This window comes from Pseudomonas sp. B6(2017) (assembly GCF_002112765.1).
GTDB classification, from domain to species: Bacteria; Pseudomonadota; Gammaproteobacteria; order Pseudomonadales; family Pseudomonadaceae; genus Aquipseudomonas; species Aquipseudomonas piscis.
Genome location: NZ_NEIQ01000019.1, coordinates 76,565 through 90,219, shown reverse-complemented (window position 1 = coordinate 90,219; position 13,655 = coordinate 76,565). Strand labels below are relative to the sequence as shown.

Genomic DNA, 13,655 nt, shown 5'->3' with positions numbered 1-13,655 from the left:
GGAACTTCATCAGTTGCATGCCAGCACTTGACTGACTGATCCGCGGCCGGCTCCACGTATCGAGCGAGGTGACGTCATGAGTATTTTTAGCCACTTCCAACAACGCTTCGAATCCACGCGCCAGGAAGAGTTTTCCCTGCAGGAATACCTCGAACTGTGCAAGAAGGATCGCAGCGCCTATGCCTCGGCCGCAGAACGCCTGCTATTGGCCATTGGCGAACCAGAGCTGCTGGACACCTCGACCAACTCGAGGCTGTCGCGAATCTTTTCCAACAAAGTGATCCGGCGCTATCCGGCCTTTGAAGACTTCCATGGCATGGAAGAATGCATCGACCAGATCGTTTCCTATTTCCGCCATGCCGCCCAGGGCCTGGAAGAGAAGAAACAGATCCTCTACCTGCTGGGCCCGGTTGGCGGCGGTAAATCGTCCCTGGCCGAAAAGCTCAAGCAACTGATCGAGAAGGTGCCCTTCTACGCCATCAAGGGCTCGCCGGTCTTCGAGTCGCCACTGGGGCTGTTCAACGCCACGGAAGATGGCGCCATCCTCGAGGAAGACTTCGGCATTCCACGGCGCTACCTGAACACCATCATGTCGCCCTGGGCGACCAAGCGCCTGTCGGAGTTCGGTGGCGACATCAGCCAGTTCCGCGTGGTGAAGCTGTATCCATCGATCCTCAACCAGATCGCCGTGGCCAAGACCGAGCCTGGCGACGAGAACAACCAGGACATCTCGGCCCTGGTGGGCAAGGTGGATATCCGCAAGCTCGAGGAGTTCCCGCAGAACGACGCCGATGCCTACAGCTATTCCGGGGCGCTGTGCCGGGCCAACCAGGGTCTGATGGAATTCGTCGAGATGTTCAAGGCCCCCATCAAGGTACTGCACCCGCTGCTGACCGCGACCCAGGAAGGCAACTACAACAGCACCGAGGGCCTGGGGGCGATTCCGTTCACCGGCATCCTCTTGGCTCACTCCAACGAGTCGGAGTGGCACACCTTCCGCAACAACAAGAACAACGAGGCCTTCATCGACCGGATCTATATCGTCAAGGTGCCGTACTGCCTGCGCGTGACCGACGAAGTGAAGATCTACGACAAGCTGCTGTTCAACAGTTCCCTGGCCAAGGCCCATTGCGCCCCGGACACCCTGAAGATGCTCGCGCAGTTCACCGTGCTCTCGCGCCTCAAGGAGCCGGAGAACTCCAACATCTATTCCAAGATGCGGGTCTACGACGGGGAAAATCTCAAGGACACCGATCCCAAGGCCAAGTCGATCCAGGAATACCGCGACAGCGCCGGTGTCGACGAGGGCATGAACGGCCTGTCGACGCGCTTCGCCTTCAAGATCCTGTCCAAGGTCTTCAACTTCGACCCCCACGAAGTGGCGGCCAACCCGGTACACCTGCTGTATGTGCTGGAGCAGCAGATCGAACAGGAACAGTTCCAGGCTGAAACCCGCGAGCGCTACCTGCGCTTCCTCAAGGAGTACCTGGCGCCGCGCTACATCGAGTTCATCGGCAAGGAAATCCAGACGGCCTACTTGGAGTCCTACAGCGAGTACGGCCAGAACATCTTCGACCGCTACGTGCTGTACGCGGACTTCTGGATCCAGGACCAGGAATACCGCGACCCGGAGACCGGCGAAATCCTCAACCGCGTAGCGCTCAACGAAGAACTGGAAAAAATCGAGAAACCGGCGGGCATCAGCAACCCGAAAGACTTCCGCAACGAGATCGTCAACTTCGTGCTGCGCGCCCGGGCCAACAACAACGGCAAGAACCCCACCTGGCTCAGCTACGAGAAACTGCGGGTGGTCATCGAGAAGAAGATGTTCTCCAACACCGAGGACCTGTTGCCGGTCATCAGCTTCAACGCCAAGGCCAGCAAGGAGGATCAACAGAAACACAACGACTTCGTCACCCGAATGGTGGAGCGTGGCTACACCGACAAGCAGGTACGCCTGCTGTCGGAATGGTACCTGCGGGTCAGGAAATCGCAATAAAGCGGCAAGCGACAAGCCGCAAGCTGCAAGTCGTCCGGCGTCGGGTTCGAACCCGCGCCGCGGCTTGCGGCAGCGGTGGCTGCTCTTTCTTGCAGCTTGAAGCTTGAGGCTTGCGGCTGCATCCAGTCACCGGAGGAATCATGAGCTACGTAATAGACCGACGCCTGAACGGCAAGAACAAGAGCACGGTGAATCGCCAGCGGTTTCTGCGGCGCTACCGCGACCACATCAAGAAGGCCGTCGAGGAGGCCGTCAGCCGCCGCTCCATCACCGACATGGAGCATGGCGAACAGATCAGCATCCCCGGACGAGACATCGACGAACCAGTCCTGCACCACGGACGCGGCGGCAAACAGACCGTCGTGCACCCGGGCAACAAGGAATTCACCGCCGGCGAGCATATCGCCAGGCCCCAAGGGGGTGGCGGAGGCGGCGGGGGCGGCGGCAAGGCCGGTAACTCCGGCGAAGGCATGGACGAGTTCGTCTTCCAGATCACCCAGGAGGAGTTCCTCGAATTCATGTTCGAGGACCTTGAGCTACCCAACCTGGTCAAGCGCAACCTGACCGGCATCGATACCTTCAAGACCGTACGCGCGGGTATCAGCAACGAAGGCAACCCATCGCGGATCAACATCATCCGTACCCTGCGCTCGGCCCATGCGCGGCGCATCGCCCTGTCCGGCAGCAGCCGGGCCAAGCTGCGCGAAGCGAAAGAGGAACTGGCCCGCCTGAAGCGCGAAGAGCCGGACAACTTCGGCGATATCCAGGAACTGGAAGCTGAAATCGAGCGCTTGAGCGCGAGAATTCACCGCGTGCCCTTCCTCGACACCTTCGACCTCAAGTACAACTTGCTGGTGAAGCATCCCAACCCCAGCTCCAAGGCGGTGATGTTCTGCCTGATGGACGTCTCCGGCTCCATGACCCAGGCCACCAAGGACATCGCCAAGCGTTTCTTCATCCTTTTGTACCTGTTCCTCAAGCGCAACTACGACAAGATCGACGTGGTGTTCATCCGCCATCACACCAGCGCCCGGGAAGTGGACGAGGAAGAATTCTTCTACTCACGGGAAACCGGCGGGACCATCGTCTCCAGCGCCCTGAAGCTGATGCAGGAGATCATGGCCGAGCGCTATCCAAGCAACGAGTGGAACATCTACGCCGCCCAGGCCTCCGACGGCGACAACTGGAACGACGACTCGCCCATCTGCCGCGATATCCTGATCAACCAGATCATGCCGTTCGTGCAGTACTACACCTACGTCGAGATCACACCCCGGGAACACCAGGCCCTGTGGTTCGAATATGAACGCATCGCAGAAGCCTTCTCCGAGACTTTCGCGCAGCAACAACTGGTTTCGGCCGGAGATATCTATCCGGTCTTCCGTGAACTCTTCCAGCGCAGGTTAGTGACATGACCGCCAGAGAGCAGAAACGCCAGCCCATCTCCACCGGCTCGGAATGGACCTTCGAGCTGATCCAGGCCTACGACCGCGAAATCAGCCGTATCGCGGCCCGCTATGCCCTGGACACCTACCCTAACCAGATCGAAGTGATCACTGCCGAGCAGATGATGGACGCCTACGCCTCGGTGGGCATGCCCCTGGGTTACCACCACTGGTCCTACGGCAAGCACTTCCTCAGCACCGAGAAATCCTATAGCCGTGGCCAGATGGGCCTGGCCTACGAGATCGTCATCAACTCCGACCCGTGCATCGCCTACCTGATGGAGGAAAACACCATCTGCATGCAGGCCCTGGTGGTGGCCCATGCCTGCTACGGCCACAACAGCTTCTTCAAGGGCAACTACCTGTTCCGCACCTGGACCGACGCCAGTTCGATCATCGACTACCTGGTCTTCGCCAAGCAGTACATCTCGCAGTGCGAGGAACGCCATGGCATCGATGCTGTGGAAGACCTGCTGGACTCCTGCCACGCCCTGATGAACTACGGCGTCGACCGCTACAAGCGGCCTTATCCGATTTCCGCGGAAGAAGAACGGCGCCGGCAGAAAGATCGGGAAGAGCACCTGCAAAAGCAGATCAACGACCTGTGGCGCACCATTCCCAAGAACATCGACAAGCTCAGCGACAAGGACAACGCACGCTTCCCCGCCGAACCCCAGGAGAACATCCTCTACTTCATCGAGAAACATGCGCCCTTGCTGGAGCCCTGGCAGCGGGAGATCGTACGCATCGTGCGCAAGATCGCCCAGTACTTCTATCCACAACGCCAGACCCAGGTGATGAACGAGGGCTGGGCCACCTTCTGGCACTACACCCTCATGAACGACCTGTATGACGAGGGCCTGGTCACCGACGGCTTCATGATGGAGTTCCTCGCCTCCCATACCAGCGTGGTGTTCCAGCCGGGCTTCGACAGCCCCTACTACAACGGCATCAACCCCTATGCCCTGGGTTTTGCCATGTATCGCGACATCCGGCGCATGTGCGAGGAGCCCACCGAGGAGGACCGCCGCTGGTTCCCCGAACTGGCCGGCACCGATTGGCTCTCGAGCATCAAGTTCGCCATGAGCAGCTTCAAGGACGAGAGCTTCATCCTGCAGTACCTGTCGCCCAAGGTGATCCGCGACCTGAAGCTGTTCAGCATCCTCGACGACGACCAGCGGGACGACTTGCTGGTCCCGGCGATCCATGACGAAAGCGGCTACCGCATCATCCGCGAGACCCTGGCCGCACAATACAACCTGGGCAACCGCGAACCCAACGTGCAGATCTGGAGCATCGATCGGCGCGGCGATCGCTCGCTGACACTGCGCCACCAACAGCATGACCGCAAGCCGCTGGGCGACTCCACCGACGAGGTGCTCAAGCACCTGCACCGGCTCTGGGGCTTCGATATCCACCTGGAAACCCTGCAGGGCGACCAGGTGATGAAGACCCACCACGTACCGCCCAGGAACGAGCACGGCGAAAACGACTACGGGCGGCTGGACCTGGCGGTCATCCACCTCTGAGGCCGACGACAAGCCTCCGTTGGCACGACACAAGGGTTATCCTGTCGCGCTAACGGAGGTTTTCTATGCAGATTTACAAAGTCGGTGGCGCGGTACGGGATCGCTTGCTGGGTCGAGCGATCACCGATATCGACTGGGTGGTGGTCGGCGCCAGCGCCCAACAAATGCTCGACCAGGGTTTTCGTCCCGTGGGCGCGGATTTCCCGGTATTCCTGCACCCGCGCACTGGCGAGGAATACGCCCTGGCCCGAACCGAACGCAAGAGCGGGCATGGCTATGGCGGTTTCACTTTCCACGCCAGCCCCGAGGTGACGCTGGAAGAAGACCTGATCCGCCGCGACCTGACCATCAATGCCATGGCCGAGGATGAGCAGGGCAAGATCACCGACCCCTACCACGGCCAGAAGGACCTCGAAGACCGAATTCTTCGCCATGTTTCCCCGGCGTTCGCCGAAGATCCCTTGCGAGTGCTACGGGTTGCCCGCTTCGCCGCCCGCTATGCCGAGCTGGGTTTCAGCGTGGCCCCGCAAACCCTCGACCTGATGCGCCAGCTCAGCCAATCAGGCGAGCTAGAGGCCCTGACAGCGGAGCGCAGCTGGAAGGAGATTTCCCGCGCCCTGATGGAGGATCAGCCCCAGGTGTTCATCCAGGTGCTGCGCGAGTGCGGTGCCCTGGCGGTGCTGATGCCGGAGGTCGATGCGTTGTTCGGCGTGCCGCAACCGCCGGCCCATCATCCGGAAGTGGACACCGGCCTGCACATCCTCAGCGTCTTGCAACAAGCAGCCCTGCACCGGCAGCCATTGAGCGTGCGCTGGGCCTGCCTGCTGCACGACCTCGGCAAGGGCGCCACTCCCGAGGAGCAATGGCCACGGCATATTGGCCATGAGCAGGCAGGCCTCGAACTGATCAAGGCACTCAACGAGCGCTTCAAGGCTCCCCGGGAATGCCAGGAGCTGGCCTTGCTGGTAGGCCAGTACCACACCCATGGGCATCGCGCCCGGGAGCTCAAGGCCTCGACCTTGCTGGAACTGCTGCAGCACTTCGATATTTTCCGGCGCCCCCAGCGCTTCGAGGAATTCATCACCGCCTGCGAAATGGACGCCCGTGGCCGCCAGGGCCTGGAATCACGACCTTATCCACAGGCCGACTACCTGCGTGGCGCAGCCAATGCCGCACGCTCGGTGGCCGTGCAACCGTTGCTGGAACAAGGATTCAAGGGGCCGGAACTGGGCGAGGCCTTGCGCCTTGCACGCCTGAAAGCGATCAAGGCCTACAAGGAACAGCACGCTGCTTGAAAGCCTGCGGGCGAGGTCTTGTGCCTTGCCCGCCGGTCAAGGGGACCTTACAGATCGGGGGGGGTCAGTTGCTGGCCGCGCCATTCGAAGGGCACGGGCGCCAGCACCTGGTCTATCTGCGCTTGCCGCCAGAGTTCCGCCAGGCTCTTGCCGGCCAATGGATGAACACGTTCTGGAGCCATCAGCGACAACGGCCACAGCACGAAGGCATTCTTCAGGATTTCTGCGCGAGGCAATACCAGGCCATCGAAGTTGCCGGTCAGGTCGCCGTACAGCAGCACGTCGATATCCAGCGGCAGGCCCTTGCGGTCCGGTGCATAGCGGCCGTTGTCCGCCTCGATGAACTTGAGCCGCCGATCGAGTTCGATCAAGGGCAGGTCGGTGAAGGCCGACACCACCAAATTGAAGAACGGGCCGCTCTTGATGCCCACCGCCTGGCTTTCGAACACCGCTGAACAGCGCATGTCCACCAGGAACCCGGCCAGTGCATCGAGCCCGGCACGCAAATGGGTTTCACGCTCGATATTGCTACCAAGCCCTAGGAATACCTGAGTCAGCGACATCCGCGCTCGATCTCCACGCCCACGCCCTTGGCAGCCGGGACAGCGCCTGGCTTGGTCAGCTTCAAGCGCAGCCAGGGAATGTTGAACTCGCTCATCAACACCTCGGCGAGACGCTCGGCAAAGGTCTCCACCAACTGGTATTGGGCCTGCTCGGCAAACGCCTGGATCCTTGTCGAAACGCTGGCGTAATCCAGCGCCAGGGTCAGGTCATCCCCTGCTGCGGCCGAGCGGTTGTCCCAGGCAAAGCTCAGATCAAGACGCAGGCACTGGCGGATCCCCCGCTCCCAGTCATAGGCGCCAATCACGGTGTCCACTTCCAGTCCTTCGATAAACACTCTGTCCAAGCACTCTTCTCCGCAGCACGACAAGGGCGCAATGCCCCGTTAGAATCAGGGCGTCCTCGCCCGGAATAGTTAGCATGTTTTGGTTACTGGCGATTCTCGCCTACCTGCTCGGCTCTCTGTCCTTCGCCATCCTGCTCAGCCGCCTCACGGGCAATCCCGACCCGCGCATGAGCGGTTCCGGCAATGCCGGCGCCACCAACATGCTGCGCCTGGCCGGCAAGAAGCTCGCCATCCTGACCCTGCTGGGGGATCTGTGCAAAGGCCTGGTGCCTGTGCTGATCGCCAGCCTCGCAGGGCTTTCGTTGCAGCAACAGGCTTGGATCGGACTCTATGCCGTGCTCGGCCACCTGTTCCCGCTGTATTTCCGTTTTCGCGGCGGCAAGGGCGTCGCCACCGCCGCCGGCATGCTGCTGGGGCTGTATCCACCCGCAGCCCTGGTCGCCATCGCCGCCTGGGTCCTGACCTTCTACCTCACCCGCACCAGCTCGCTGGCGGCGCTCATCGCCACGCCCCTGAGCCTGCCGCTGCTGGCCTGGCAGGAGCCCGAGGCGCTGTTGCCGATGAGCGTGCTCACGCTGCTGATCGTCTGGCGCCACCGCGGCAATTTACGCGACCTGTTCGCCGGGCGCGAACGGCATTTTTGAATCCCGCAGGTGAAAAACCTTCAGCTTGCCACCTGGCGCAGCGACATCAGATGGCCGACAACTGCTCCATCGGCCAACGCGCCTGCACAGTGATCGCCAGGCCTTCCTGTTGCCCGGCCTGCAGCCGTTGGCAACCAGCGAAGGCGATCATCGCGCCGTTGTCGGTACAGAATTCGGGGCGTGCGTAGAACACGTTACCCTTCATCTCGCCAAGCATATTCTCCAGGGAAGCCCGCAGCGCCTTGTTGGCGCTCACGCCCCCGGCGATCACCAGGCTCTTGAGGCCGGTCTGCTTCAGGGCGCGCTTGCACTTGATGGTCAGAGTGTCCACCACCGCTTGCTGGAACGCGAGGGAGATGTCGCAACGGGTTTGCTCGCCGTCGTCCCCAGCGCTGACGCACTGCTGCCAGGTGTTCAGGGCAAAGGTCTTGAGGCCGCTGAAGCTGAATTCCAGGCCAGGACGATCGGTCATGGGCCGTGGGAAGACGAAGCGCCCCGGCACACCCTGGGTGGCCAGGCGGGCGATTTCCGGACCGCCCGGATAGTTCAGGCCGATCAGCTTGGCTGTCTTGTCGAAAGCTTCTCCGGCGGCGTCATCCAGGCTCTCGCCCAACAGCTCGTATTTGCCGATGCCGTCGACCCGGACCAGCTGGGTATGACCACCGGATACCAACAAGGCGACGAACGGAAACTGCGGCGGCTGGGCTTCCAGCATTGGCGCCAGCAGGTGCCCTTCCATATGATGCACACCCAGGGCCGGAATGCCCCAGGCGAAGGCCAGCGCCTGGGCGCAGGAAGCACCCACCAGCAGCGCCCCCACCAGGCCTGGGCCAGCGGTGTAGGCAATGGCGTCGATCTCGGTGGGCACGCAGTCGGCCTGCGCCAGAACCTGGCGGATCAACGGCAGCATGCGCTTGACGTGGTCACGGGAGGCCAGCTCAGGCACCACGCCACCATAGACGCGATGCAGGTCGATCTGGCTGAACAGCGCGTCGGCCAGCAGGCCCCGCTCGCTGTCGTAGAGCGCGACGCCGGTTTCGTCGCAGGAAGTTTCTAATCCCAGTACTAGCATGGGTTTGCGCCTTGCAGAGGCTGAATTCGAAGGCGCGCATGATAGTCGCCACTCCCTCGCCCGACCAGCGGTTTTCGATCAGAGGCTTTGCATTCCTGGCGGCGAGGGGTTAACATCCGCAACCCTTAAAAACCGACGATCTCAGCCGCGATTTTATTGCGACGAGAACGTTGACCCCGGTAATGAATGAAGGTAGCTCTGGATGCCAGCCGTCAAAGTTAAAGAGAACGAACCCTTCGACGTAGCTCTGCGTCGTTTCAAGCGCTCCTGCGAAAAAGCCGGTGTTCTGGCTGAAGTTCGTAGCCGCGAATTTTATGAGAAGCCGACTTCCGAGCGTAAGCGCAAAGCAGCTGCTGCTGTTAAGCGTCACGCCAAGAAAGTTCAGCGCGAACAGCGCCGCGCCGTACGCCTGTACTAATACACAGACGTTCGCTGCAAGCTTCTGCCAAGCCCGGCCTCTCGCCGGGCTAATGGCATTTGCGGATCACGCTTGATGCTTCATCGTCGAAGTCGCCCTGGCGACCAAGACAAATCTGCTTCACCACGTCAGACCTGGCTAATGCCAGCGGTGCACGTCTCTTCTGACGAGCCTTCCAAGGCTACTGACGAGCACACCTTTTAATGATTCCTGCAGATACCCAGCCCAAGGCGCCCTCCTCGATGCTCGCCCGGTGGCCGCTGCCGGACTCGGCGCAACACCTCCAGATAGTCGAATACTGATTACGATTAACGTCAGTGGACGCTCGGCAGATACACTTCCTGACTGCGATCACGCCGAAATCCCGGGTCGAGCCGTGCATTCCTCATGCCTTGCCGCCCCTGATCCCTCGACTGCATCGCCAGGGCTATTTTTCCGCGCAGTGATGACGAGAACGCCATGGCCGGGCTCATTCCCCAGAGTTTCATCGACGACCTCCTGAACCGCACCGACATCGTCGATGTCGTCAGCTCGCGCCTGCAGATCAAGAAAGCCGGCAAGAACTACACCGCCTGCTGCCCGTTCCACAAGGAAAAGACCCCTTCGTTCAGCGTCAGCCCCGACAAGCAGTTCTACTACTGCTTCGGCTGCGGCGCCGGCGGCAACGCCCTCGGCTTCATCATGGACCACGACAACCTGGACTTCCCCCAGGCCGTCGAGGAACTGGCGAAAGCCGCAGGCATGGAGATCCCCCGCGAAGAAAGCGGGCGCGGCCAGCGCAAGCCCCGCCAGCCTACCGACTCACCGCTGTACCCGTTGCTCACCGCAGCGGCCGACTACTACCGCCAGGCCCTCAAGAGCCATCCCGCGCGCAAGGCGGCCGTGGACTACCTCAAGGGACGCGGCCTCACCGGCGAAATCGCCCGGGACTTCGGCCTGGGGTTCGCCCCGCCCGGCTGGGACAACCTGTTCAAGCACCTGAGCAGCGATACGCTGCAACAAAAGGCCATGATCGACGCCGGCCTGCTGATCGAGAATGCCGAGACCGGCAAGCGCTACGACCGCTTTCGCGACCGGGTGATGTTCCCCATCCGCGATACCCGCGGTCGGATCATCGCCTTCGGCGGCCGGGTCCTGGGCGACGACAAGCCCAAGTACCTGAACTCCCCGGAAACCCCAGTGTTCCACAAGGGACAAGAGCTCTACGGCCTGTTCGAAGCACGCAAGAACAATCGCAACCTCGAGGAAATCATCGTCGTCGAGGGCTACATGGACGTGATCGCGCTGGCCCAGCAAGGCCTGCGCAACGCGGTCGCGACCCTGGGCACCGCCACCAGCGAAGAACACCTCAAGCGCCTGTTCCGCATAGTGCCCAGCGTGCTGTTCTGCTTCGACGGCGACCAGGCCGGTCGCAAGGCCGCCTGGCGCGCGCTGGAGTCAGCCCTGGGCTCGCTGCAGGACGGGCGCCGTGCACGCTTCCTGTTCCTGCCCGAGGGAGAAGACCCGGATACCCTGGTCCGCTCGGAAGGCACCGATGCCTTCCAGGCCCGGATCAACCAGCACGCCCAGCCGCTGGCCGACTACTTCTTCCAGCAATTGATCGAGGAAGCAGATCCGCGCTCGCTGGAAGGCAAGGCCCACCTGGCGACGCTGGCCGCCCCGCTGATCGAGAAGATCCCCGGCGCCAACCTGCGGATCCTGATGCGCCAGCGCCTCACCGAAATCACCGGCCTGACCAATGAAACGGTCAACCAGCTGGCGCACAACCCCATGCCGGAAGCCACGCCGACCTACGACGCAGGCATCGACTACGACGGCATGCCGGACTACGCCGACTACCACCATGAACCTCAGCAGGAAGCCTATGCTCCCCAGCAGGAGTGGGCGCCGAAGAAGAACGGTGGCGGCAAGAAATGGGAAAACAAGCCGTGGGACAAGAACGGCAAGGGCAGGCGAGACCGCGACCAGCCACGGGCCCCGCGCGTTCCCGCAGCGGTGGAGCCGCCAACCCTGGCCGCACTGCGGACCCTGTTGCATCACCCGCAACTGGCAGAAAAAGTTGAAGATGCCGGGCACTTTGCCGATGACGACAACACCAACACCCAGTTGCTGGTGGCCCTGATCGAAGCCGTGCAGAAAAATCCTAAGCTACGCTCTATTCATCAGTTGATGGCGCGCTGGCACGGCACCCAGCAGGGAAACCTGCTCACCGCCCTGGCGGAAAAAGAGTGGTTGATCGACGGAGATAACCTTGAACAACAGTTTTTCGACACCATTAATAGCTTGTCCGCCCGCCAACGCGAGCGTGTTTTAGAACAACTTCTCAGGAAATCGCGTCAAAGCGAGCTCAGCAGTGAAGAGAAAAAACAGCTGGTGGAGCTTCTAAGACGCAATGTTCCCGCATCAAACCCGACCTCAACTGGCGCGTGAGGTCATAGCTCGGGTATAATCCTCGGCTTGTTTTTTGCCCGCCAAGACCTTCAGTGGATAGGGTGTTATGTCCGGAAAAGCGCAACAGCAGTCTCGCCTCAAAGAGTTGATCAGCCGTGGACGTGAGCAGGGTTACCTGACTTACGCGGAGGTCAACGACCACCTGCCGGAGGATATTTCAGATCCGGAACAGGTGGAAGACATCATCCGCATGATCAACGACATGGGGATCAACGTATTCGAGAGTGCTCCGGATGCGGATGCCCTTTTGTTGGCCGAAGCCGATACCGACGAAGCAGCAGCTGAAGAAGCCGCCGCAGCGTTGGCGGCTGTGGAAACCGACATCGGTCGCACTACCGACCCGGTGCGCATGTACATGCGCGAAATGGGCACCGTAGAGCTACTCACTCGCGAAGGCGAAATCGAAATCGCCAAGCGTATCGAAGAGGGTATCCGTGAAGTGATGGGCGCCATCGCGCACTTCCCTGGCACGGTTGATCACATCCTCTCCGAATACACTCGCGTCACCACCGAAGGTGGCCGCCTGTCTGACGTTCTCAGCGGTTATATCGACCCGGACGACGGCATCACGCCGCCTGCCGCCGAGGTACCGCCGCCTGTCGACACCAAGTCGGCAAAAGAAGACGACGACAGCGAAGACGAAGACGGTGAAGCCTCCGATGACGAGGAAGAAGCCGAAAGCGGTCCTGATCCGGTCGTCGCAGCCCAGCGCTTCGGCGCCGTGGCCGACCAGCTGGAAGTCACCCGCAAGGCGCTGAAAAAGCACGGCCGCGAGAACAAGCAGGCTATCGCCGAGATGCTCGCCCTGGCCGAGCTGTTCATGCCGATCAAACTGGTGCCCAAGCAATTCGAGGCCCTGGTCGAGCGTGTACGCAGCGCCCTGGATCGCCTGCGTCAGCAAGAACGCGCCATCATGCAACTGTGCGTGCGTGACGCTCGCATGCCGCGTGCCGACTTCCTGCGCCAGTTCCCGGGCAACGAAGTGGACGAAAGCTGGACCGACGCCCTGGCCAAAGGCAAGAGCAAGTACGCCGAGGCCATCGCTCGCCTGCAGCCGGATATCGTCCGTTGCCAGCAGAAGCTGACCGCCCTGGAAGCCGAGACCGGCCTGAAGATCCTCGAGATCAAGGAAATCAACCGTCGCATGTCGATCGGCGAGGCCAAGGCCCGTCGCGCGAAGAAAGAGATGGTTGAAGCCAACCTGCGTCTGGTGATCTCCATCGCCAAGAAGTACACCAACCGTGGCCTGCAATTCCTCGACCTGATCCAGGAAGGCAACATCGGCTTGATGAAAGCGGTGGACAAGTTCGAGTACCGTCGTGGCTACAAGTTCTCGACCTACGCCACCTGGTGGATTCGCCAGGCGATCACCCGCTCGATTGCCGACCAGGCCCGCACCATCCGTATTCCGGTGCACATGATCGAGACGATCAACAAGCTCAACCGTATTTCCCGGCAGATGCTGCAGGAAATGGGTCGCGAACCGACTCCGGAAGAGCTGGGTGAACGCATGGAAATGCCTGAGGACAAGATCCGCAAGGTATTGAAGATCGCCAAGGAGCCGATCTCCATGGAAACCCCGATCGGCGACGATGAAGACTCCCATCTGGGCGACTTCATCGAGGACTCGACCATGCAGTCCCCGATCGACGTGGCCACCGTCGAGAGCCTGAAGGAAGCCACCCGCGACGTGCTTTCCGGTCTCACCGCCCGCGAAGCCAAGGTGCTGCGCATGCGTTTCGGCATCGATATGAACACCGACCATACCCTCGAGGAAGTCGGCAAGCAGTTCGACGTGACCCGCGAGCGGATCCGTCAGATCGAAGCCAAGGCACTGCGCAAGCTGCGCCACCCGACGCGAAGCGAGCATCTGCGCTCCTTCCTCGACGAGTAAC

General features: G+C 61.3%; 11 protein-coding genes. 8 read left to right on the top strand and 3 right to left on the bottom strand.

Annotated features, from left to right (window positions below):
* Nucleotides 1–76 precede the first annotated feature (76 nt).
* From CAG11_RS27290 to CAG11_RS27275, 4 genes are all read left to right on the top strand, one after another.
* The gene (locus CAG11_RS27290) at nucleotides 77–1,999 is read left to right on the top strand and encodes a PrkA family serine protein kinase (protein WP_011063831.1); all 1,923 of its coding nucleotides are present in this window, start codon (nucleotides 77–79) and stop codon (nucleotides 1,997–1,999) included.
* A gap of 140 nt (nucleotides 2,000–2,139) precedes the next feature.
* Complete coding sequence (locus CAG11_RS27285; RefSeq protein WP_053137622.1) at nucleotides 2,140–3,414, top strand: YeaH/YhbH family protein; 1,275 nt, start codon at nucleotides 2,140–2,142, stop codon at nucleotides 3,412–3,414.
* Nucleotides 3,411–4,973, top strand: coding sequence for a SpoVR family protein (locus tag CAG11_RS27280; protein ID WP_085599132.1), 1,563 nt, complete (start codon nucleotides 3,411–3,413; stop codon nucleotides 4,971–4,973). The genes CAG11_RS27285 and CAG11_RS27280 overlap by 4 nt, the downstream gene beginning before the upstream one ends.
* A gap of 65 nt (nucleotides 4,974–5,038) precedes the next feature.
* Nucleotides 5,039–6,268, top strand: a complete 1,230-nt coding sequence (locus CAG11_RS27275) for a multifunctional CCA addition/repair protein (protein WP_085599130.1) — start codon at nucleotides 5,039–5,041, stop codon at nucleotides 6,266–6,268.
* 47 nt (nucleotides 6,269–6,315) lie between these two features.
* Here CAG11_RS27275 and folK read toward each other — a convergent pair whose 3' ends face one another.
* Together folK and folB are read right to left on the bottom strand one after the other, a co-directional pair.
* Nucleotides 6,316–6,831, bottom strand: coding sequence for a 2-amino-4-hydroxy-6-hydroxymethyldihydropteridine diphosphokinase (gene folK / locus CAG11_RS27270; protein WP_085599128.1), 516 nt, complete (start codon nucleotides 6,829–6,831; stop codon nucleotides 6,316–6,318).
* Nucleotides 6,822–7,175 carry a dihydroneopterin aldolase gene (gene folB, locus CAG11_RS27265; RefSeq protein WP_085599126.1) on the bottom strand — a complete coding sequence of 118 codons (354 nt, stop codon included), beginning with the start codon at nucleotides 7,173–7,175 and terminating at the stop codon, nucleotides 6,822–6,824. Before folB ends, folK begins: the two co-directional genes overlap by 10 nt.
* Before the next feature lie 74 nt (nucleotides 7,176–7,249).
* Here folB and plsY point away from each other — a divergent pair, with 74 nt between their 5' ends.
* Nucleotides 7,250–7,819 carry a glycerol-3-phosphate 1-O-acyltransferase PlsY gene (gene plsY / locus CAG11_RS27260; RefSeq protein ID WP_022641433.1) on the top strand — a complete coding sequence of 190 codons (570 nt, stop codon included), beginning with the start codon at nucleotides 7,250–7,252 and terminating at the stop codon, nucleotides 7,817–7,819.
* A 46-nt stretch (nucleotides 7,820–7,865) separates the two neighbouring features.
* Here the strand turns inward: plsY and tsaD are convergent, their stop codons facing one another.
* A complete protein-coding gene (gene tsaD, locus CAG11_RS27255) occupies nucleotides 7,866–8,891 on the bottom strand; it encodes a tRNA (adenosine(37)-N6)-threonylcarbamoyltransferase complex transferase subunit TsaD (protein ID WP_022641434.1) in 1,026 nt (341 codons plus the stop codon).
* A 202-nt stretch (nucleotides 8,892–9,093) separates the two neighbouring features.
* Between tsaD and rpsU the strand changes: the two genes are divergently transcribed.
* The 3 genes from rpsU (at nucleotide 9,094) to rpoD (ending at nucleotide 13,654) form a co-directional block, all read left to right on the top strand.
* On the top strand, nucleotides 9,094–9,309 hold the full coding sequence (gene rpsU / locus CAG11_RS27250; protein WP_002551877.1) for a 30S ribosomal protein S21: 216 nt from the start codon (nucleotides 9,094–9,096) through the stop codon (nucleotides 9,307–9,309).
* Between the two features lie 459 nt (nucleotides 9,310–9,768).
* Nucleotides 9,769–11,739, top strand: a complete 1,971-nt coding sequence (gene dnaG, locus CAG11_RS27245) for a DNA primase (protein ID WP_085599124.1) — start codon at nucleotides 9,769–9,771, stop codon at nucleotides 11,737–11,739.
* A 67-nt stretch (nucleotides 11,740–11,806) separates the two neighbouring features.
* Nucleotides 11,807–13,654, top strand: a complete 1,848-nt coding sequence (gene rpoD, locus CAG11_RS27240) for an RNA polymerase sigma factor RpoD (protein ID WP_022641436.1) — start codon at nucleotides 11,807–11,809, stop codon at nucleotides 13,652–13,654.
* Nucleotide 13,655: the final 1 nt, after the last annotated feature.